The organism is Micromonospora sp. NPDC001898, from assembly GCF_042891255.1.
Taxonomy (GTDB): Bacteria; Actinomycetota; Actinomycetes; order Mycobacteriales; family Micromonosporaceae; genus Micromonospora.
The window spans coordinates 57,681-77,290 of record NZ_JBIATC010000021.1 but is presented as its reverse complement, the minus strand read 5'-3'; the positions used below and the strand labels follow the sequence as shown (position 1 = coordinate 77,290).

General features: G+C 72.0%; 16 protein-coding genes, 1 tRNA gene and 1 riboswitch. Of the genes, 7 read left to right on the top strand and 10 right to left on the bottom strand.

Annotated elements, in window-relative coordinates; all coding sequences use genetic code 11:
* Nucleotides 1-198: 198 nt before the first annotated feature.
* Nucleotides 199-272, bottom strand: a tRNA-Gly gene (locus tag ACFYZF_RS27320).
* 289 nt (nt 273-561) lie between these two features.
* On the opposite strand from ACFYZF_RS27320, the gene ACFYZF_RS27315 reads away from it, so the two are divergent.
* A complete protein-coding gene (locus ACFYZF_RS27315) occupies nt 562-1,545 on the top strand; it encodes a zinc metalloprotease (RefSeq protein ID WP_387025497.1) in 984 nt (327 codons plus the stop codon).
* Nucleotides 1,546-1,616: 71 nt separating this feature from the next.
* Here the strand turns inward: ACFYZF_RS27315 and ACFYZF_RS27310 are convergent, their stop codons facing one another.
* The gene (locus tag ACFYZF_RS27310) at nt 1,617-2,177 is read right to left on the bottom strand and encodes a pyridoxamine 5'-phosphate oxidase family protein (RefSeq protein WP_387025495.1); all 561 of its coding nucleotides are present in this window, start codon (nt 2,175-2,177) and stop codon (nt 1,617-1,619) included.
* Between the two features lie 99 nt (nt 2,178-2,276).
* Between ACFYZF_RS27310 and dcd the strand changes: the two genes are divergently transcribed.
* Nucleotides 2,277-2,855: a dCTP deaminase gene (gene dcd / locus ACFYZF_RS27305; RefSeq protein ID WP_387025493.1), complete on the top strand. Its 579-nt coding sequence runs from the start codon at nt 2,277-2,279 to the stop codon at nt 2,853-2,855.
* Between the two features lie 51 nt (nt 2,856-2,906).
* On the opposite strand, the gene ACFYZF_RS27300 is transcribed toward dcd, so the two are convergent.
* The gene (locus ACFYZF_RS27300; protein WP_387025491.1) at nt 2,907-3,947 is read right to left on the bottom strand and encodes an NlpC/P60 family protein; all 1,041 of its coding nucleotides are present in this window, start codon (nt 3,945-3,947) and stop codon (nt 2,907-2,909) included.
* Nucleotides 3,948-3,959: 12 nt separating this feature from the next.
* Nucleotides 3,960-4,100: riboswitch (cyclic di-AMP (ydaO/yuaA leader) on the bottom strand.
* Nucleotides 4,101-4,312: 212 nt separating this feature from the next.
* On the opposite strand from ACFYZF_RS27300, the gene ACFYZF_RS27295 reads away from it, so the two are divergent.
* Nucleotides 4,313-6,304 carry an N-acetylmuramoyl-L-alanine amidase gene (locus tag ACFYZF_RS27295; RefSeq protein ID WP_387025489.1) on the top strand — a complete coding sequence of 664 codons (1,992 nt, stop codon included), beginning with the start codon at nt 4,313-4,315 and terminating at the stop codon, nt 6,302-6,304.
* Between the two features lie 86 nt (nt 6,305-6,390).
* Here the strand turns inward: ACFYZF_RS27295 and ACFYZF_RS27290 are convergent, their stop codons facing one another.
* The 5 genes from ACFYZF_RS27290 to ACFYZF_RS27270 form a co-directional block, all read right to left on the bottom strand.
* Nucleotides 6,391-7,410, bottom strand: a complete 1,020-nt coding sequence (locus tag ACFYZF_RS27290) for an NlpC/P60 family protein (RefSeq protein ID WP_387025488.1) — start codon at nt 7,408-7,410, stop codon at nt 6,391-6,393.
* Nucleotides 7,411-7,585: 175 nt separating this feature from the next.
* Entirely contained in the window at nt 7,586-8,587 is a 1,002-nt protein-coding gene (locus ACFYZF_RS27285) for a hemolysin family protein (protein ID WP_387025486.1), read from the bottom strand.
* Nucleotides 8,580-9,890: a hemolysin family protein gene (locus tag ACFYZF_RS27280; protein WP_387025519.1), complete on the bottom strand. Its 1,311-nt coding sequence runs from the start codon at nt 9,888-9,890 to the stop codon at nt 8,580-8,582. The genes ACFYZF_RS27285 and ACFYZF_RS27280 overlap by 8 nt, the downstream gene beginning before the upstream one ends.
* A gap of 163 nt (nt 9,891-10,053) precedes the next feature.
* A complete protein-coding gene (locus ACFYZF_RS27275) occupies nt 10,054-12,249 on the bottom strand; it encodes a (Fe-S)-binding protein (RefSeq protein WP_387025484.1) in 2,196 nt (731 codons plus the stop codon).
* 304 nt (nt 12,250-12,553) lie between these two features.
* A complete protein-coding gene (locus ACFYZF_RS27270; RefSeq protein WP_350880366.1) occupies nt 12,554-12,817 on the bottom strand; it encodes a cell division protein CrgA in 264 nt (87 codons plus the stop codon).
* 230 nt (nt 12,818-13,047) lie between these two features.
* Between ACFYZF_RS27270 and ACFYZF_RS27265 the strand changes: the two genes are divergently transcribed.
* The 4 genes from ACFYZF_RS27265 (at nt 13,048) to ACFYZF_RS27250 (ending at nt 16,205) form a co-directional block, all read left to right on the top strand.
* Complete coding sequence (locus tag ACFYZF_RS27265; RefSeq protein WP_387025482.1) at nt 13,048-13,854, top strand: DUF881 domain-containing protein; 807 nt, start codon at nt 13,048-13,050, stop codon at nt 13,852-13,854.
* A 293-nt stretch (nt 13,855-14,147) separates the two neighbouring features.
* Nucleotides 14,148-15,260 carry a class E sortase gene (locus ACFYZF_RS27260; RefSeq protein ID WP_387025480.1) on the top strand — a complete coding sequence of 371 codons (1,113 nt, stop codon included), beginning with the start codon at nt 14,148-14,150 and terminating at the stop codon, nt 15,258-15,260.
* A gap of 2 nt (nt 15,261-15,262) precedes the next feature.
* On the top strand, nt 15,263-15,550 hold the full coding sequence (locus ACFYZF_RS27255) for a hypothetical protein (protein WP_387025478.1): 288 nt from the start codon (nt 15,263-15,265) through the stop codon (nt 15,548-15,550).
* 4 nt (nt 15,551-15,554) lie between these two features.
* Complete coding sequence (locus tag ACFYZF_RS27250; RefSeq protein ID WP_387025476.1) at nt 15,555-16,205, top strand: aminodeoxychorismate/anthranilate synthase component II; 651 nt, start codon at nt 15,555-15,557, stop codon at nt 16,203-16,205.
* 138 nt (nt 16,206-16,343) lie between these two features.
* On the opposite strand, the gene pknB is transcribed toward ACFYZF_RS27250, so the two are convergent.
* Together pknB and ACFYZF_RS27240 are read right to left on the bottom strand one after the other, a co-directional pair.
* On the bottom strand, nt 16,344-18,155 hold the full coding sequence (gene pknB, locus ACFYZF_RS27245) for a Stk1 family PASTA domain-containing Ser/Thr kinase (RefSeq protein ID WP_387025474.1): 1,812 nt from the start codon (nt 18,153-18,155) through the stop codon (nt 16,344-16,346).
* Nucleotides 18,152-19,609 carry a protein kinase gene (locus ACFYZF_RS27240; protein WP_387025473.1) on the bottom strand — a complete coding sequence of 486 codons (1,458 nt, stop codon included), beginning with the start codon at nt 19,607-19,609 and terminating at the stop codon, nt 18,152-18,154. The genes pknB and ACFYZF_RS27240 overlap by 4 nt, the downstream gene beginning before the upstream one ends.
* Nucleotide 19,610 lies beyond the last annotated feature (1 nt).

Genomic DNA, 19,610 nt, shown 5'->3' with positions numbered 1-19,610 from the left:
TGGTGCACGAGCCCGCGCCCCCGGTCGAGGCGCCGGTACCCGAGCGGTATACCTGGCTCTACCTACCGCAGCGGGGCACCGCATGCCCGAGCCCACCCCGCGCTCAGCTGACCCGGAATCGGGCACGGCAAGCGCGGTAAGCGTCAGCAACGTCGAAGGCCCTGGCCGGGAATCACGTCCTGACCAGGGCCTTCGTGGTGGAGCGGGTGACGGGAATCGAACCCGCACTGTCAGCTTGGGAAGCTGATGTTCTGCCATTGAACTACACCCGCAGGCGGCACCACTGTACCCGACGGCTTCGCCGGGTGCATCCAGGCACCCCGTCGCGCGCCGCCGACCGGCAGCCGCACCGGGCCGACGCCGCTGCCCGTACTCCGCCCAACCCGGTCCATGGCCACCTCACCGCCTCCCCGGATGACCCGAGCCATCGATGAACCGTAGAAGTTTCATACCGGCAACATATAGCCGTTCTCAAATCCTTCGATCGGTTGTAACGTCTGCCACAAGTTTCAGCCACGGCGCGACACACCCCCTGCCGCGCCGCCAGAAAGAGGTGGGCCCATGGGACTCCGTGCCAACCTGCTGACCCGGCGTACCGCCGGCGTCGCGTCGACGACCCTCGCACTCCTGCTCAGCACCGCCGCCGTGGGCGTCGTTCCCGCCGCATCGGCCTTCTCCGCCGCCCCGGCTCAGACGTGCGCCGAGCCGGCCGACGTGCACTCCGACGCCCGGGTCAAGGCGGGCGCGCAGACCAAGCACGAACCCAACGAGCTGACCGCCGCCCAGGTCCGCGAGCGCGAGGCCGACCTGGCGGGTGCCCTGCGCGAGCGGGCCAACTTCCGGGCCGGGGCCGGCGCCGGCACGCTCGCGACCGTGACCATCCCGGTCGTCGTGCACGTCATCCAGGAGAACAGCACCCGGGCCGGCGGCAACATCCCGGACTCGCTGATCACCTCGCAGATCGCCGTGCTGAACCAGGCCTACAGCGGCGCCACCGGCGGCGCGGCGACCGCCTTCGGCTTCCAGCTCCAGAAGATCAACCGGGTCACCAACCCGGCGTGGTACCCGATCGTGTCGGGCTCGTCGGCCGAGCGCTCGATGAAGACCTCGCTGCGTGAGGGCGGCAAGAACACCCTGAACATCTACCTCGGCGAGCTGAGCGACAACCTGCTCGGCTGGGCGACCTTCCCGAAGCGCACCCTCGACAAGATGGACGGCGTCGTCGCCCTGAACGAGTCGCTGCCGGGTGGCACCGCCACCAACTACAACCAGGGCGACACCGGCACCCACGAGGTCGGCCACTGGTTGAACCTGTACCACACCTTCCAGGGCGGCTGCTCCGGCTCGGGCGACAGCGTGAGCGACACCCCGGCGGAGGCCTCGCCGGCGTACGAGTGCCCGACCGGGCGGGACACCTGCACCGCCACCGGCAAGGACCCGATCACCAACTTCATGGACTACACCTACGACTCGTGCATGCACCAGTTCACCGCCGGGCAGGCGAGCCGGATGCTGACCGCGTGGAACGCGTACCGCGCGGCCTGACGCACCCCTGTTCCTGACCCTCCGGTGCCGGCCCCGTCCTTCGACGGGGCCGGCACCGGTGTCGTCGGGGGTCAGGCCGCCGCGCGGTGGGAGCCGTGGGCGCGCCGGGTCGGCCCCCGATCCGGTACGCCCACCGGGGCGCCGCCCGCGCCTTCGGCGGCCCGGGGGTCGAGCCACACCTGCACGGCCGGCTGCCCCGGGCCCCCGCCCGGGAAGACGGAGCCGGCCTGGTAGCGGCGGGCGAGCATCGCCACGTCGACGGTGAACTCGAACAGCCGCCAGTCCACCTGCGGGGCGGCCCGCCCCAGCTCGGCGAGCCGAGCCACCCGGGCCTGGTCGGTCACCGGCCACGCGTGCCCCGCCACGTACGCCTCGTCGTCGCTGTCCTCCGGCGGGAAGGAGTGCAGCGCGTAGCGGCCGTCGCGTTCGAGGTCGCGCCGTTTCGGCGAGTCGACGATGAAGCAGAAGAGCCCGTCGTCGGTGATCACCGGGGAGACCGGGTGCACCCGGGGCCCACCGTCGGCGCGGACGGTCGCCAGGTAGCCGAAGCCCGGCCCGTACTGCTGCATGAGGAGGCGGATCCCGCCGGCGAGTCGTGGCTCGTCAGCGGCGAATTCGGACCAGGAAGCCATGTGGACATTCTATCGAACACGTGTACGACAGGCGAGCGCGGCACGCCGGTTGCCACAGGCGATGACAGGCCCGCCGACCAGGGTCGCTATGGTGTGCCGATGCTGCTCTCCGACCGCGATCTCGTCAGCGAACTGAAGGCTGGCACGCTCGCGCTGGAGCCGTTCGAGCCCACCCTTGTGCAGCCGTCGAGCATCGACGTGCGCCTCGACAAGCTCTTCCGGGTCTTCAACAACCACCTCTACACGCACATCGACCCGTCGGCGCAGCAGGACGACCTGACCTCGGCGGTCGAGGTGCCCGACGGCGAGCCGTACGTGCTGCACCCGGGCGAGTTCGTGCTCGCCTCCACGCTGGAGGTGATCTCGCTCGGCGACCAGCTCGCGGGCCGGCTGGAGGGCAAGAGCTCGCTGGGCCGGCTCGGGCTGCTCACCCACTCCACCGCCGGGTTCATCGACCCGGGCTTCTCCGGTCACGTCACGCTGGAGCTGTCCAACGTGGCGAACCTGCCGATCACGCTCTGGCCGGGCATGAAGATCGGCCAGCTCTGCATCTTCCGGCTCTCCTCCCCGGCCGAGCACCCGTACGGGTCGACGGTGTACGGCTCGCGGTACCAGGGCCAGCGCGGCCCGACCCCGAGCCGCTCCTGGCAGAACTGGCGTACCTGGCCCACCCGCTGACGGCGCGGGCGTGGTCGGGGGGCCCGTCCCGCGGAACGGGCCCCCCGCCGCTCAGTCGGGGCGGCCGTAGCTGTGGATCTGGCCGTCGTCGACGCGCTTCATCTTGACGGGCTGGCCGGCCTGGGAGGCGTGCACCACCCAGCCGCCGCCGACGTACATGCCGACGTGGTGCAGGTCGGCGTAGTAGAAGACGAGGTCACCGGGGCGCAGGTCGGCGCGGCTCACCCGGGCGGTCACCGACCGCTGCTGGGCCGCGTTGTGCGGCAGCGACACGCCGGCCTTGGCCCAGGCCGCGAGCATCAGGCCCGAGCAGTCGTACGAGTTGGGCCCCTCGGCGCCCCAGACGTAGGGCTTGCCGATCTGGGCGCAGGCGAACTTCACCGCGACTCCCGCGCCGCCGCCCGGGTAGGCAGCCGGGCAGGGAGCGGGACGCAGCGCGCCGCCACCGCCGTTGCCGTACACCTTGAGCCGCAGCTTCTGGAGCCGGTCGATCTCGGTGTTGATTTGCTTCCGCTTGGCGGCAAGCTGCGCCTCGGTGCGGGCGAGCTGGGCGACCATCTCGTCCAGCGGCTTCTTCTTCGCATCGAGCTCGTCGCGGAGGTCGACGACCGCCCGGATGTCGCGCTGCTGGCGTTCGGCGAACTGGTCGAGCAATTCCAACTGTCCCATCATCTGACCGGGCGAGCGGCTGCCGAGCAGCGCGTTCACCGCCGACAGGTTCTCAGTCTTGTACGCCTCGACGGCGAGGCCGCTGACCTTGTCCATCGCCTCGTCGACCCGGCGTTGCAGCGGCCCGATCTGCTTGGCGACGGCGTCGGCCTGCCGACGCTTGAGGGCGAGGTCCTGACGGGTGGCGTTGTGCCGCTCGATGAGCGGTTCGAGCTTGTTCCAGTCCTGGTCGATCTGCCGCTCGATCTCGGCGATCGAGGGATCGGCCTGGGCCGAGGTCGGGGTGCCGGTCAGGACGACGGCGGCGCCGGCCAGTGCGGCGAGAGCGGTGGTGAAGCGTGACCAGCGTGGACGCGGCGTAACCGGTGTCCGGTCGACGTGCGCCGACCGGCGTGACGGGCGCCGCAGGGCAGGAAGTGCCACCTGGCTCCGTTCTCCTTCTTCCTTGACCGCCTACCGGGTTAGCTGACGGGTTCGGGCGGGAAGGGAGAGCGCCCTACCGCAGCGGCGCTGCGGATTCACCCCGGCGTACCTGGGTCCCCGGCTCGCCCGGAGGCGACTCGGCGGTGTCGGACCGTCACCGCCCGGCTGGGCGATACAGCTACCGGCCGACGATTGACCAGAGTAGAGACGCCCGTTATCGATCCGCAACCCGCCGGGCGATGACACGCCATACCACGCCACCGTGCGGAAGTTTCCTTCACATCGCGACACCTGGTGGAAAGCTATTGACGTGGGAGGACGACGGCGGAAGGGTGACCTCATCCGACGCCCAACCAGGAGGTTCGATGCCCCGTTCTGTCGTGTCGTCGAGCAGACGGATCCTGCTCGCCGCCGCCGTGGCCGCCACCACGGCCCTTGTGCCCCTCGGTACCACCGCCTCCCCGGCCGCGGCCGGCCAGACCCCCGACCGCCAGCAGCAGTACGCTGACGCCGCCGCCGAGTACGGCGTGCCGGAGAGCGTCCTGCTCGGCGTCTCCTACCTCCAGTCCCGCTGGGACACCAACGCCGGCACCCCCAGCACCAGCGGTGGGTACGGGCCGATGCACCTCACCGACGCCGAATACGTGACCGGCCTGCCCACCGGCACCCACCACGACTCCGGCGACGAGGACCCGCGCGGGGACGACTCCCGCCCGGCCCTCTCCGCCGCCCAGCCCTCGGCCGACGAGGCCCCGACCGCGGCGTCGTTGCAGACCCTGGACACCGCCGCCACCCTCACCGGGGCCGACGAGGCTGCCCTGCGCGCCGACGCGCCGACGAACATCCGGGGCGGGGCGGCGCTGCTCGCGTCGTACCAGCGGCAGATCGGCGCCCCGGTCGGAGCCGGCACCGACCCGGCGGCCTGGTACGGCGCGGTGGCCCGGTACGCCGGCGCGGACGGCGCCGACGCGGCGGCGGCCTTCGCCGACGAGGTCTTCGGCACCATCGCCGAGGGCGAGAGCCGGGTGACCGACGACGGGCAGCGGGTAACCCTCGCCGCCCGCGCGGTGACCCCGCAGAAGTCCTGGCTGGACCGGCTCGGCCTGCGCCTGCCGGAGCGCCCCGACGGCCTGGAGTGCCCGTCGACCATCTCCTGCGAGTGGATCCCCGCCCCCTACCAGTCGCTCAGCGCCGACCCCGGCGACTACGGCAACCACGACCTGTCCGACCGGCCCAAGCGGCAGAAGGTCGAGTACATCCTCATCCACGACACCGAGGGCCGCTACGCGGGCACGGTCAACATGGTCCAGGACCCGACCTACGTGAGCTGGCACTACACGCTGCGCTCGGTGGACGGGCACATCGCCCAGCACGTGAAGACCAAGGACGTCGCCTGGCACGCCGGCAACTGGTACGTCAACGCCAAGTCGATCGGGCTGGAGCACGAGGGCTTCGCCGCCCAGGGCACCTGGTACACCGAGGCGATGTACCGCACCTCGTCGAAGCTGGTCCGGTACCTCGCGCTGCGGCACGGCGTCCCGCTGGACCGGCAGCACATCATCGGCCACGACAACGTCCCCGGCACCGTCGCGGCGAACGTGCGGGGCATGCACTGGGATCCGGGCCCGTACTGGGACTGGTCGCACTACTTCGACCTGCTGCGCGCGCCGGAGCTCAACACCGGCACCCCGCTGACCGGCATGGTGCGGATCGACCCCGACTTCGCCACCAACCGGCCGGCGTTCACCGGCTGCGTGACGGCAGGCGTGCCGTGCCCCTCGCGCGGCTCCTCGGCGGTGGTGCTGCGCTCCGCGCCGAGCGCCGACGCGCCGCTGGTCAACGACATCGCCCTGCGTCCGAACGGCTCGCCGGCCACGATGGCCGTCTCCGACCACGGCGCCCGAGCCTCGACCGGGCAGACGTACGCCCTGGCCGGCCGTGATGGTGACTGGACGGCGATCTGGTACCTCGGGCAGAAGGCGTGGTTCCACAACCCGGCGTCCGCGCCCACCGCGGCGTGGACCGTCGGCCTGGTGGCCACCCCGAAGGCCGGGAAGGCGACGATCCCGGTGTACGGGCGGGCCTACCCGGAGGAGGCGGCATACCCGGCCGGCGTGCCGTACCAGCCGATCTCGCCGTTGCAGTACACCCTCTCCGCCGGCCAGCGGTACGCCGTCGGCAACGTGCTGCCCGGCGAGTACTACCGGGCCACCACGTTCGACGGCTCGGCCCCCGGTGACCGGACGGTGATCCGGGGTGAGAAGCAGTACGTGCAGATCCAGTTCGGCCACCGGATCATGTACGTCGACCGCGCCGACGTGAACCTGGTGCCGTCCCCGCTGGGCGCGCCCCGCTGACGGTTTCCTCGACACGACGAAGGCCCCCGGTCACCCGACCGGGGGCCTTCGTCGTGGGCGGTGCTCAGGTGCGGGGCCGCGCGGCGTCAGCCGGGTCGGCGGAAGCCGGCGACCGGCATGGTGTTGATGCTGCTCACGTTGACCGGTTTACCGGCCCGGGGCGCGTGCACCATTTTGTCGTTGCCGAGGTAGAGGCCGACGTGGTGCAGGTCGCTGAAGAAGAACACCAGGTCACCCGGGCGGGCCTCCGAGCGCGGGATGGCCCGGCCCTCGTTCCACTGCGCGCCGGTGAAGTGGGTCAGCGAGATCCCGGCCGCCTTGTACGCGTACTGGGTCAGGCCGGAGCAGTCGAACGAGTTCGGGCCGGTGGCCCCCCAGACGTACGGATCGCCGACCTGGGCGCAGGCGGTCCTGATCGCGGTCCGGGCAGCCGCGCTGACCACGCCCTGGATCGTGGGGCAGCCGCCGCCGGCGGGCACCACGGTCTTCGGCATCGACGCCTGCAACTGCTTGATCTCGGTGTTGATCTGCGTCTTCTTGGCCGCCAGTTCCTTGGTCTGCTTCTCCTGGCTGACGATCAGCGTGTCCAGCTTCAGCTTCTGTCCGTCGTACTTGGCCCGGACGGCGAGCACGCCCTGCAACTGACGGCGCTCCTCCGAGGCCAGCCGGTCCAGCATGGTGAGCTGCTCGGCGAGCGTCCCCGGCTTGGTGCTGACCAGCAGCGCGCCGAGGTCCTGCGACGGGCCGGAGATGTAGTAGCGGGCGGCGAGGTCACCGACCCGGTTCATCGCCAGCTCGGTCTCGAGCGCGAGCGGCTCGATCTTCTTCTGCAGCTCCGCCGACTTCTGCTTGTTCAGCTTGAGCTGGGCCCGCACCTTGTTGTACTGCTCGATGGTGGGTTCGAGCTGCTCCCACTTCTTGTCGATCTGCGCCTCGATCTCGTCGACCGAGGGCTCGGCGTACGCGGGCGCGGTCAGGGTTCCGGCGCCCACGGCCACCGCCGCGACCAGGGTGAGCAGGCGTCGTACGAACCGGCGGGCGCCACCCGGACGAGCAGGTGACCGGCCCGGGACATGGCGATGGGGGGGCATGGTTGCCACCGGCACCGACTCCTTCGCAACCGACCGCCGGGCGCTCGCGAGAGGGAAGAACGAGACAGACGACCCACAGCGGTCAGCGCCCCACATTAGGCGAGGCCCACTCGGGTAATCAAGGTGGGTCGCCTACGGTCACGTACCGGAAACCGTTCGCACACCACGGATGCGGTCCGGCGGGGACGACTCAGCCGACGATGGCCGTCAACACGTCGTCGAGGGTCACCACGCCCAGCGGCAGGCGGCCGTCGCTGACCAGGACCATGTGCCGCCGCTCGCGGCGCATCGCCAGCAGCAGGTCGGCCAGCGTACGGTCCGGCGGGACCACGGCCAGCGGGTGGTACACCTCGGGGGGCACCGGCGCGCGGCGGTCCGCCCCGGCGTACCCGAGGACGTCCTTGACGTGCACGAAGCCGAGCACCTTGCGGGTGGCCCGCTGCACCACGGGGAACCGGGACCGGCCCGTGCGGGTGGCCAGCACCTCCAGGGAGGCCGGCGAGACGTCCTCGGCCACCGTGGTCACCGTCGACCAGGGTTGCAGGGCGTCCGCCGCGGTGCGGGTGTGCAGGGCGAGCGCGCCGGTGATCCGGGCGTGTTCCTCCGCATCGAGCAGGCCCTCCGTGCGGGCCTGCGCCACCAGCCCCGCCAGCTCCTCGGCGGTGAAGACCGTCTTGACCGAGTCCGTCGCCTCGACCCGCCACAGCCACAGCACCCGCCGCGCCGCCCACTTCATCGCCAGGAGCAGCGGCTTGGTCGCCGTGCAGAACGCGAGCATCGCCGGGCCCAGCCAGAGCGCCGCCGGCTCCGGCCCGGCGAGGGTGATGTTCTTCGGCACCATCTCGCCGACGACGGTGTGCAGGAAGACCACCACGCCGAGGGCGATCAGGAAGGCCACCGGGTGCACCGCCCCGGCCGGCAGCCCCAGTGCGTGGAACGGCGTCTCCAGCAGGTGCGCCAGCGCCGGTTCGGCGATCGCGCCGAGGCCCAGCGAGCAGACCGTGATGCCGAGCTGCGCCCCCGCGATCATCAGCGGGATCTGGTTCATCGCCGACAGCGCCCACCGGGCCCGCTTCGACGTCGCCGCGAGCGGCTCGATCACGGTCCGCCGGGACGCGATGAGTGCGAACTCGCTGCCGACGAAGAAGGCGTTGCCGAGCAGCAGCAGCACGGTCACCGACAGTTCAAGCATCGTCGCCGGGCTCCTCCGGGCGGACCACCCGCACCTGCTCGATACGGTGCCGCTCCACCTCGACCACGGTGAACTCGTACCCGCTCTCCTCGACCGTCTCCCCGGCCACCGGGATGTGCCCGAGCCGGGCCATCAGGAACCCGGCGAGGGTCTCGTACGGGCCCTCGGGCAGCCGGAAGCCGGTCTGCTCGGCCAGTTCGTCCTCGCGTAGCACCCCGTCGACCAGGGCGGTCCGCTCGCCGCCCGGCACAGTCAGCTCGACCGGCCCGCCGTCGTCGACCGAGGCCGGGTCGAACTCGTCGGCGATCTCCCCGACCAGCTCCTCCACCAGGTCCTCCATGGTCACCACGCCGTCGGTGCCGCCGTACTCGTCGACCACGATCGCCAGGTCCGAGCCGGCCGCCTTGAGCGCCGCGAGTACGCCGTCGAGGTCGAGACTCTCCGGCACGTACACCGGCTCCCGGGCCACCGAGGCGACGCTGGTGCCGGCCCGGCGGGCGAGCGCGACACCCAGCGCGTCCGGCACCGCCGCGACGCCGGTGACCAGGTCGAGGGTCTCCTCGAAGACCGGGAACCGGGTCCGGCCGGTCTGCTGGGCGAGGGCGAGCAGCTCGGCCACACTGGCCGTGGCGCGCAGCGCGATCACGTCCACCCGGGGGGTCATCGCCTCGGCGGCCCGCTTGTCGCCGAAGCGGATGGTGCGCCGCAGCAGCATCGCGGTGTCCGGGGGGAGCGCGCCGGCCTGTGCCGAGATCACCGCGAGCAGGCCCAGTTCCTCCGGGGACCGGGCGCTGGCCAACTCCTCCTGCGGCTCCACCCCGAGGCGTCGCACCAGCCTGTTCGCCGAGTTGTTCAGCCCCCTGATCAGCCACCCGAACGTCCGGGAGAAGGCGCGCATCCCCGGGGCCGTGGCCAGTGCGGTGGGCATCGGCCGGGACAGCGCCAGGTTCTTCGGCACCAGCTCGCCGAAGAGCATGGAGAGCAGGGTCGCCAGGGCCAGGGCGAGGAACGGGGTGAACCGGTCGGCGGACGCCCCCAGCGGGTGCAGCAGCGGGGTGAACAGGCGGGCCAGCGCCGGCTCGGCCAGGTACCCGGTGAGCAGGGCGGTGATGGTGATGCCGAGCTGCGCCCCGGAGAGCTGGAAGGAGAGTTCGTGCAGCGCGTGGCGGACGGTGACCGCACCGCCGTCCCCGGCCGCAGCCCGCCGGTCGAGCTCAGGCCGGTCCACGGTGACCAGCGCGAACTCGGCCGCGACGAAGAACGCGTTACCCGCCGTCAGCAGCACGAAGCCGACCAGGGGCAACACCGTGGTAACGAGAGGACTGTCGATGATCGGTTCACCTCGGCGCGATTGTTCCACGACCGGCCGCATCGCACACGACCACGCGCAGTCGCCGCCGGCCAGTCGTCGCCCGGGGCGTCGCCGTCCACCGTGACCTGTCCCGCCCGCGCCCGGGGCGCCGCCGTCAGCTACCGGCCGGCGCGGTCTCCTTCGCGCCGGCGGCGTCCGCCGGCTTGACCGAGCGGAGCAGCACGCTGGCGACGTCGACGACCTCGACCTGCTCGCCGGCGCCCTTGCCGTTCACGCCGTCGTTCAACATCGTCGAGCAGAACGGGCAGCCGACCGCGATGGTCTTCGCCCCGGTGGCCATGGCCTCCTCGACCCGGTCCACGTTGATCCGCTTGCCGATCTTCTCCTCCATCCACATCCGGGCGCCGCCGGCGCCGCAGCAGAAGGAGCGCTCGCTGTTGCGCGGCATCTCGGTGACCTCGCCGGCGATGGAGCTGTCGAGAACCTCACGCGGCGGGGCGAAGACCCGGTTGTGCCGGCCCAGGTAGCAGGGGTCGTGATAGGTGACGCCACCGTCGACGGGCTGGACGGGGGTGAGCTTGCCGGTGCTGACCAGGTGGGCCAGGAGCTGGGTGTGGTGCACCACCTCGAACTCGCCGCCGAGCTGCCCGTACTCGTTGCCCAGGGTGTTGAAGCAGTGCGGGCAGGTAGCGACGATCTTGCGCTTGTTCTTCTCCCGGCCCTCGAAGGCCTCGTTCAAGGTCTCCACGTTCTGCTGGGCGAGCATCTGGAAGACGAACTCGTTGCCGATCCGGCGAGCCGGGTCGCCGGTGCAGGTCTCGCCCTCGCCGAGGATGGCGAAGCTGACGCCGGCCTCGTTGAGCAGCGTGGCGACCGCCCGGGTGGTCTTCTTGGCCCGGTCCTCGAACGCGCCCGCGCAACCGACCCAGAAGAGGTACTCGAAGTCCTCGACCTCGCCGACCCGGGGCACCTCGAAGCCGAGGCCCTTGGTCCAGTCCTCCCGGGTGTTCTGCGGCGCGCCCCACGGGTTGCCCTTGTTCTCCAGGTTGCGCAGCATCACGCCGGCCTCCGACGGGAAGCTCGACTCGATCAGCACCTGGTAGCGGCGCATGTCGACGATGTGGTCGACGTGCTCGATGTCGACCGGGCACTGCTCGACGCACGCCCCGCAGGTGGTGCAGGACCAGAGCACGTCGGGGTCGATGATGCCGCCGTCCTCGGCCCCGCCGATCAACGGCTTCTCGGCCTCCGCGAGCGCCAGCACGTCCATGTGGGCGAGCTGCGCGGCGGTGGCCTTCTCCTCGCCGGTCAGGTCCTTGCCGCCGCCGGCCAGCAGGTACGGCGCCTTGGCGTACGCGTGGTCGCGCAGGCTCAGCACCAGCAGCTTCGGCGACAGCGGCTTGCCGGTGTTCCAGGCCGGGCACTGCGACTGGCACCGGCCGCACTCGGTGCAGGTGCTGAAGTCGAGCAGGCCCTTCCAGGTGAACTGCTCGACCTGCGCGACGCCGAACTGGTCCTTCTCCGGGTCGGCCTCCTCGAAGTCGAGCGGCTTGCCCTCGCTCATCATCGGCCGCAGCGCGCCGAGCCCGGAGCCGGCCTCACCCGGGTTGCGCTTGAAGAAGATGTTGAAGAACGCCAGGAAGCGGTGCCAGGCGACGCCCATGGTCACGTTGAGCGCGATGACGATCAGCCAGGTCATCGAGATGGCGATCTTGATGACGGCGGCGATGCTGACCCCGGCCTCCCAGTCGGGCAGCAGCGAGCCGACGGCGTGACTGACCGGGGTGGCCCAGACCGGGTACTCGAAGTGGTCGGTGGCGACCTTGAAGCCCCGGATGACGAAGCCCATGATCAGCACCGCGAGGACCACGGCCTCGACGAAGTAGCCCTGCCACATGGTCGAGCCGGTGAACCGGGACCGCCCGCCCGGCCGGGTCGGCCGGTTGCGGACCCGGATCGCGATCAGCACCAGGATGCCGACCACGCCGAGCACCGCGATCAGCTCGGTGACCAGGCCGTAGACCGCCAGGCCACCGATCAGCGGCAGGCCGCCGGTCGGGGAGACGACCTCGAAGTACGCCTCCAGCACCAGCAGCGACAGCACGATGAAGCCGACCATCACGAACCAGTGCGCGGCGCCCACCACGCCCCACCGGAGCATCCGCGTGTGGCCGGCGGTCTCCACCAGCATCGTTTTCGTGCGGGTGGCCCTGTCGGTGAACCGCTCCGGGTCGGGCTGACCCAACCGGATCACTGCCACCATCTTCATGACGGCACGCACCGCGAGCCACACCGCCACGGCGGTGATGGCGGCCGCGAGGATCGTGGTGACGATCTGGACGCTGCCCATCGAGTTGGCCTCCCGGTCTGCTGCCTGTCGAGCGGCTCGGCGACCGGGTCGGTGTGCGGGACCGGCGTTACACCGCCCCCGCGCACCGACCGGACCGGTCGATGACCTCGCTCCGCTCGGTCATGCAGTGCAGCCTACGCGCAAGGTTACCCAGCAGTAACGTGAGTCATCTCGCACCTGGGGGCCACGCCGCCCTGCGGACACCATAGGGTGCCCGGCGCCGAAGCGCCGGGCAGGGGCTCGCTAGGTGACGTAGTCGTGGTCCACCACCGGAAACGACGCGCCGGGCCGACGCCCGGCGTGGTCAGCGCCAGCGGGAGAGCAGCACCAGGGACCCGACCATCGCGCCGAAGCCCACCGCGAGGTTCCAGTAACCCCACGACATGACCGGGTAGGCCTGCTCGGAGAGGTAGTAGATCACCAGCCAGCCAATGCCGGCGACGATCAGCGCAACCGCCGTGATCGGCAGCCAGACCGGGCTAGGCTTGCGCGTCGCCGCCGTTGCCGTCGGACGCACGTCCGTCGGCGGGGTGTACACCTTCTTCTTGCGGACCTGAGACTTGGGCACGACGCTCTCCAGAGGGGGTGACGACCTCGTCCGGCCTGACAACCGGGCACGGGGGCGACGGTCCATGGCCAATAATGTTTCGACAGCTAGCGTAGTCCCGAAGGCCCGTCCAGGCCATGAATGGGGTCAGGCCGATGCGCGGAGTGACCGAAAAGGGCGGGACTGTTCGGGTACCCGCACCGGTCCGCGTCGTGGCGGGCTGACACCAGACGACGCGGAAGGAACGGTCGGTGGAGTACACATCCGGCGCCGCCTCCTGGCGGAAGGTCCTCCGGCGGGCGGTCATCGCCCTCCGGCCCCGACGCCCACGCCAGCGCCGGCCGGGCTGGTCGATCGGGGTGCCGCTGATCGCCGCTGCGGCCGGGCTGCTCTTCACCACCACCGCGACGACCGCCGGGGGCACCGCCCTGCGCGAGGACCGCCGCCCTCAGCTCACACAGCTCATCGAGGACCGCCGGGAGCAGGTCGCGACGAACGAGCTGCGGGCCGCCCGGCTACGCGGCGAGGTCGAGGACGAGACCGCCGCCCTCGCCGCCTCCGACGGCCCGATCAGGGACCAGCGGGACCGCGCCGCCGCCAGCCGTCAGGCCGCCGGGTTCACCGCGCTGAGCGGGACCGGCGTCGTCGTGGAGCTGGACGACGCGCCGCGCCGCCCGGAGCAGGGGCTGCCCGAGGGTGCCAGCAACGACGACCTGGTCGTTCACCAGCAGGATGTCCAGGCCGTGGTGAACGCGTTGTGGGCCGGCGGCGCGGAGGCCATGTCAATCATGAACGTCCGCGTGCTCGCCACCAGCGCGGTACGCTGCGTGGGTAACACCCTGCTGCTGCACGGCCGGGTGTACTCCCCACCGTTCAAGATCGTGGCAATCGGCGATCCAGCTGCCCTCCAGCAGGCCCTCGCCGCCTCCGAGGGAGTCCGGGTGTTCAAGGGCGTGGTCGACGACTTCCACCTCGGGTACCGGGAGACGGTCTCGAAGGTCACCGTGCCGGCCTTCGAGGACTCGACAGCCCTGCGTGCTGCCAAGGTGCCCAGGTGAGCCGGACGCCCGACGGCCGCTGGGACGGCCGGAACCCCGGCCGGGACGAGGAGGCGACCGACTTCCTCCCCCCGGTCGACCGCCCCGGACCGAGCCCGTCGGAGCGACCCGGCCAGGCCGGCCCCTGGCCCGACCCGGTGCTGCCGCCCCGCTCGACGGCCTCCCGGGGCGGCGATCCGGCGGCACCCGGCACCCGACCTAAGCCGGCGGACACGCCGCCCGCCCGGCCCGGCCCCGCCGCGAACCGTCCCCCGGCCCGCGCCCCCGAGTCCACGGGCAGGCCCCCCACGGGTGTGCCCCAGCGACCCGGTCCCCCCCGGCCCGCCGACGGAACGGGCCTCCCGCAGTACGGGCGGCCCGCCGACCAGCCCGCCCGGGAGCCGTACGGGCCGCCCGCCCGGGAGCCGTACGGACGGCCCTCCGGAGATCGCCCCCAGTTCGGGCCCACGGGCCGACCGGCGTCCGCCGCCGAGGCCCCCACCACCTTCCTCCCGGCGGTGCCGCCCGGCCGGCCGTCGGTTACCGGCCCGGCCCTGGACTCGACCGCGCTGATGGGCGCCGTGCCCCGCATGCCGGAGAGCGACGACCCGGGCGGAGCCGACGCCGAGCCGGCCGAGCCGCCCCGACCCCGCCGTGGCGAGCGGGTTGTCCAGCTCCGGGCCGAGCAGACCGGCGAGGGCTACAAGAGCGTCTACTCCGAGCTGACCCGGCCGTCCATCTGGACCCGGCTGCGCACCGGGGTACGGGTCACCGGCGAGGTGCTGATCACCTTCGGCCTCGTGGTGCTCCTCTTCGCCGGGTACGAGGTGTGGGGCAAGTCGGCCATCGTCGACGCCCACCAGAACGACCTCGACCGCCAGCTCGCCCAGGCCTGGGGGGCGAGCGGCGACCCGACCGTGGCCCCCACCGCCACCGCCAGCGCCTCCGCCACCTCGAAGCCGAAGCCGCCGGTGCACGGCAAGCCCCTCGCCGGGCTCTACATCCCGAAGCTCGACAAGAACTGGGTGGTGGTCGAGGGCGTCACCCAGGAGGACATCCGGTACGCCCCCGGCCACTACCCGGACAGCGCCATGCCGGGCGAGGTGGGCAACTTCTCCGTCGCCGGCCACCGCAACCGGGCCACGTTCTGGCGGCTGGACGAGCTGGACAGCGGCGACGCCATCGTGGTCGAGGGCAAGACCAACTGGTACGTCTACAAGGTCTACAAGTCCCGGATCGTCAAGCCCAACCAGGTCGAGGTCGTCGCCCCGGTGCCGATGGAACCGGACGCGAAGCCGACGAAGAAGCTGCTGAGCCTCACCACCTGCAACCCGAAGTTCGACAACTACCAGCGCCTGATCATCCACGCCGAACTGGACCGCACCGAGGCCAAGTCGGCCGGCCGGCCGGCGGAGCTGGGGGCCTGACGATGTACGGCTGGATCTGGCGCAAACTGCCGCTGGGGCTGCCCGGCAAGCTGGCCGGTTCGCTGCTGCTCGCCACCGCGACGGTCGCCCTGCTGTGGTACGTGGTCTTCCCGTGGGCGGAGCCGCTGCTCCCCTTCGACGACGTGCAGGTCACGCAGGACTCCGGAGAGCCGGGCGGCGAGCCGGGCGGAGAGCCGGGCGTGGACGGGAGCGCCCCGGCCGGCGACGAGCACGACCTGCCGTACAACACCGACCAGAACAACACCCCTCCCCCCACCCCGAACAGGTGAGTCGATGCGCGTCCTGGTGATCGACAACTACGATTCGTTCGTCTTCAACCTCGTGCAGTACCTCGGCCAACTCGGCGTCGACTGCGACGTGCGGCGCAACGACGAGATCGACATCGCGGAGGTGGGCCGGGTCGGCGCGGACGGCGTCCTGCTCTCCCCGGGGCCGGGCAGCCCGGACCGGGCCGGCATCTGCCTCGACGTCATCCGCCGGTACGCGGGCGAGCTGCCGATCTTCGGCGTCTGCCTGGGCCACCAGGCGATCGGCGAGGCGTTCGGGGCGACCGTGGCCCGCGCCCCCGAGCTGCTGCACGGCAAGACGTCCGAGGTGCGACACCACTCGGTGGGGGTGCTGGCCGGGCTGCCGGACCCGTTCACCGCCACCCGGTACCACTCGCTCACCGTGCTGCCCGAGACGTTGCCCGACGAAATCGAGGTCACCGGCTGGACGGGCTCCGGCGTGGTGATGGCGATGCGGCACCGGACGCTGCCGATCGAGGGCGTCCAGTTCCACCCGGAGTCGGTGCTCACCGAGGGCGGCCACCTGATGCTGGCCAACTGGCTGGCGACGTGCGGCCACCCGCAGGCGCTGGAGCGGGCGCCGGAGCTGGCCGCCGAGGTCGACGCCCGCCGCCGCTCGGCGTTCGCCACCGTCTGACGTCGACCGGTCGCGTCCGCGCCGCCCCAAAAACGACCGGTCGCGTTCGCGCCGCCTCGAAGGCCGACCGGTGGCGTTCGCGCCGCCCCGAGGCCGGAACCGACGAGCCCGACCCCTCGGAAGGGTCGGGCTCGGGGGTCACCGCTCGGGGAGCCGGATCGGTGGGGTCGGGAACGGTTGCCCGCCGCCGGTGCCGCCCACCGACGGGGTCGGACTACTGGGCGGCGGCGTCCCGGTCGGCTCGGTGGGCTCCGGGCTGGGTTCGGGGACGTCCACCTCGATGGTCACCCGCTTGCCCTTCTCGAGACTCGTGCCCCCCCGTGGGTTCTGGCCGGACACCTTGCCGGCCTGGTCGGCCGGCACCTCGTCACCGTCGACGATCTTCACCACGTAGCCGGCCCGCTCCAACTCCCGCTTCGCGTTCTCCGCCGAGGAGCCGACGACATTCGGCACCTCACGGATGTTGCCCTTGGAGACCGTCACCGTCACCTGGGTGTCCTCGGCGACCATGGTCCCGGAGGGCGGGTCGACCTCCGTGACGTTCCCCTCGGCGGCCTCGCTGCTCACTTCTTTCTTGGTCACCCGAAGATTCAGCCCCTTGAGCTGCTGCTCCACGTTCTTGAACGGGGAGCCGACCAGGGCGGGCGGGATCGCCACCTCCGGCTTGCCGCCGCAGAGCTGGATGGTGACCCCCTGGCCCTTCTCCAGCTCGGTGCTCGCCGACGGCTCCTGCTTGACGACCGTGTCCTTCTTGCAGGTTCTGCCGGGGATCGGGTCGCCGACGGTGGGGACCAGGCCGGCTCCCTCGATCGCAGCCACCGCAGCGTCCCTGGTCTGGCCCGCCAGGTTGGGAACGCCGACCTTCTCGGGGTCGCTCTCGTTCAGCAGGATGCCGGTGACCAGTGCGATCACGGCGAGCACGCCGAGCGCGGCGAAGGTGGCGATCACCCAGGAGGAGGCCCTGCGCTGCCGGGGATCGCCGACGCGGGCCGGCGGCTGCTGCCGGGTGGCCGCGCCGCCGACGACCTGAGTCGGGTACCCGGATCTGGCGGCCGCCATCGGAGCGGTCTCGGCCTCCTGCATCACGGGGGTGGCCATCACCGGCCGGCCGGCCGCCGCCCGGAGCAGGTCGGCCCGCATCTCGCCGGCGCTCTGGTACCGGTTGAGCGGGTTCTTCGACAGCGCCTTCAGCACGATCGCGTCGATCGCGGGGGTGACATCCGGGTTGATGTCGCTGGGGGTCGGCGGGGCCTCCCGAACGTGCTGGTACGCCACGCTGACCGGGCTGTCCCCGACGAACGGCGGGTGGCCACAGACCAGCTCGAAGAGCACGCAGCCGGCCGCGTACACGTCGGATCTGGCGTCGACGGCCTCGCCGCGCGCCTGCTCCGGGGAGAGATACTGCGCCGTGCCGATGACCGCGCTGGTCTGGGTCATCGAGGTGACGCCGGAGGCCAGGGCCCGGGCGATGCCGAAGTCCATCACCTTGACCTGGCCGGTCTGGGTGAGCATCACGTTGCCGGGCTTGATGTCCCGGTGGATGATGCCGTGCCGGTGGCTGAACTCCAGCGCGGCACACATGTCGGCGCAGATCTCCAGCGCCCGGCGCGGCTGGAGGCGCCCCTCGACGCCGAGGAGCTCCTTGAGGGTCCGCCCGTTGACGAACTCCATCACGATGAACGGCAGTGTCTCGCCGGTCGGCCCGGTCTCCTCGCCGGTGTCGTACACGGCCACGATCGCCGGGTGGTTGAGCGAGGCGGCGTTCTGCGCCTCCCGACGGAACCGCATCTGGAACGTGTCGTCCCGCGCCAGGTCGGCCCGGAGCATCTTGATCGCGACGTCCCGACCGAGCCGGAGGTCACGGCCACGGTGCACCTCGGCCATGCCCCCGTAGCCGAGCAGCTCGCCGACCTGGTACCTGCCACCGAGCAGGCGGGCCTGCGCTGTCATCGCGTCTGTCGTCCTTCGCTCGTCGTCGTCTCGCCGCCACCCGGCAGGAGCCGTTCCATCCGACGGTACGGCGTCCGGGAGGATTCGTCGCCCTCGCCGGCCGCCGACGCACCGGAGGTCACGGCCCGGATGCCGAGGACGCCGGGATCACCGGCCGCCGCGTTCTGCCGCAAGTTGTAGGAAATCACGCCGGAGCAGAGCAGGACCACTACGGCCAGCACGACGAACAGCAGGACCACCCCTGAACTGGACCGTTGTGGGGGGGCCGGCGGTGGGCCGGGCTGCCGTGCGTACCCGATCGGGCCGGCCTGCCGGACCGGGGCCGGTGGCACGGCCGCGGCGCCGCGCGGGTAGGCCGGCGGGGTGGCGACCGGCGGACGGGAAACGGCCGGCGGAGGCTGCGCCTGCTGGGGGGTGACCGGCGGGCGCCACTGGTGGACGACCGGCGGCCGGGGTACGGCGGCCGGCGGCCGGGGCTGCGGCGACGCGGACGTCGGGACCGGCCGCTGCGCCACCGCAGGCGGATGGGGCGGCTGGCGTGTGGCGGGCGGCACCTGGGCGCGGGCCAGCGGGGCCGCCGGGGACGCCGGCGCGGCGGAGACCTGGCCGAGGTGCCCGGCGGTGCGAGCCTGCTGGCCGAGCGCGAGCTTCGCCTGCCGGGCCACCCCGGCCAGGGCTGCGGCGCTGGGCCAGCGGGCGGTCGGGTCCTTGGCCATCGCCCGTTCGACGATCGCCCGTACCGACGGCGGGATGTCGCCGGGCAGCGGCCGGGGTGCGTCCCGGACGTGCCTCATGGCGATTTCGAGCGGATTATCGCCCTCGAACGGCCGCCGTCCGGCGAGGCACTGGTATGCGACCACGCCAAGGGCATACACGTCGGAGGCGGGCGTGGCGACCGCGCCGGTGGCCTGCTCGGGGGAGATGTAGGAGGCGGTGCCGAGCACCGAGCCGGCTGCGGTGAGCTGCCCGACCAGCTCGGAGCGGGCGATGCCGAAGTCCGTCAGCACCAGCGTCCCGTTCGGCCGGACGAGCAGATTGCCCGGCTTGACGTCGCGGTGCACGATGCCCTTGCAGTGCGCCGCGTGCAGCGCGTCGGCCGCCTGAGCGAGCAGCGCCATGGTGCGGGCCGGGGTGAGCCGGCCGACCCGGCCGAGCGTGGAGGAGAGGGCGTCGCCCTCGACGTACTCCATCACCAGGAAGGCGATGTGCTGGTCGCTGCCGAAGTCGTAGACGTCGACCACGCCGGGGTGGTTGATGGTGGCCATGGTGCGCGCCTCGCCACGGAACCGCTCGGCGAAGCCCGGCTCGTCCAGCAGCGCCGGGAGCAGGCTCTTCACCGCGACCGTACGGCCCAGCACCTGGTCGGTGCCGCGCCACACGTCGCCCATGCCGCCGCTGGCGATCCGCTCGTCGAGGCGGTAGCGGTTGCCGAGCTGGACGCCGGGGCTGAGCATG

What these genes read in the sequence shown, in the direction of transcription:
- ACFYZF_RS27255 (WP_387025478.1), top strand. Translation starts at nt 15,263, where the DNA reads ATGTACGGCTGGATCTGGCGCAAACTGCCGCTGGGGCTGCCCGGCAAG.
- ACFYZF_RS27250 (WP_387025476.1), top strand. Translation starts at nt 15,555, where the DNA reads ATGCGCGTCCTGGTGATCGACAACTACGATTCGTTCGTCTTCAACCTC.
- ACFYZF_RS27285 (WP_387025486.1), bottom strand. Translation starts at nt 8,587, where the DNA reads ATGCTTGAACTGTCGGTGACCGTGCTGCTGCTGCTCGGCAACGCCTTC.
- ACFYZF_RS27315 (WP_387025497.1), top strand. Translation starts at nt 562, where the DNA reads ATGGGACTCCGTGCCAACCTGCTGACCCGGCGTACCGCCGGCGTCGCG.
- dcd (WP_387025493.1), top strand. Translation starts at nt 2,277, where the DNA reads ATGCTGCTCTCCGACCGCGATCTCGTCAGCGAACTGAAGGCTGGCACG.
- pknB (WP_387025474.1), bottom strand. Translation starts at nt 18,155, where the DNA reads ATGACAGCGCAGGCCCGCCTGCTCGGTGGCAGGTACCAGGTCGGCGAG.
- ACFYZF_RS27295 (WP_387025489.1), top strand. Translation starts at nt 4,313, where the DNA reads ATGCCCCGTTCTGTCGTGTCGTCGAGCAGACGGATCCTGCTCGCCGCC.
- ACFYZF_RS27310 (WP_387025495.1), bottom strand. Translation starts at nt 2,177, where the DNA reads ATGGCTTCCTGGTCCGAATTCGCCGCTGACGAGCCACGACTCGCCGGC.
- ACFYZF_RS27240 (WP_387025473.1), bottom strand. Translation starts at nt 19,609, where the DNA reads ATGCTCAGCCCCGGCGTCCAGCTCGGCAACCGCTACCGCCTCGACGAG.
- ACFYZF_RS27275 (WP_387025484.1), bottom strand. Translation starts at nt 12,249, where the DNA reads ATGGGCAGCGTCCAGATCGTCACCACGATCCTCGCGGCCGCCATCACC.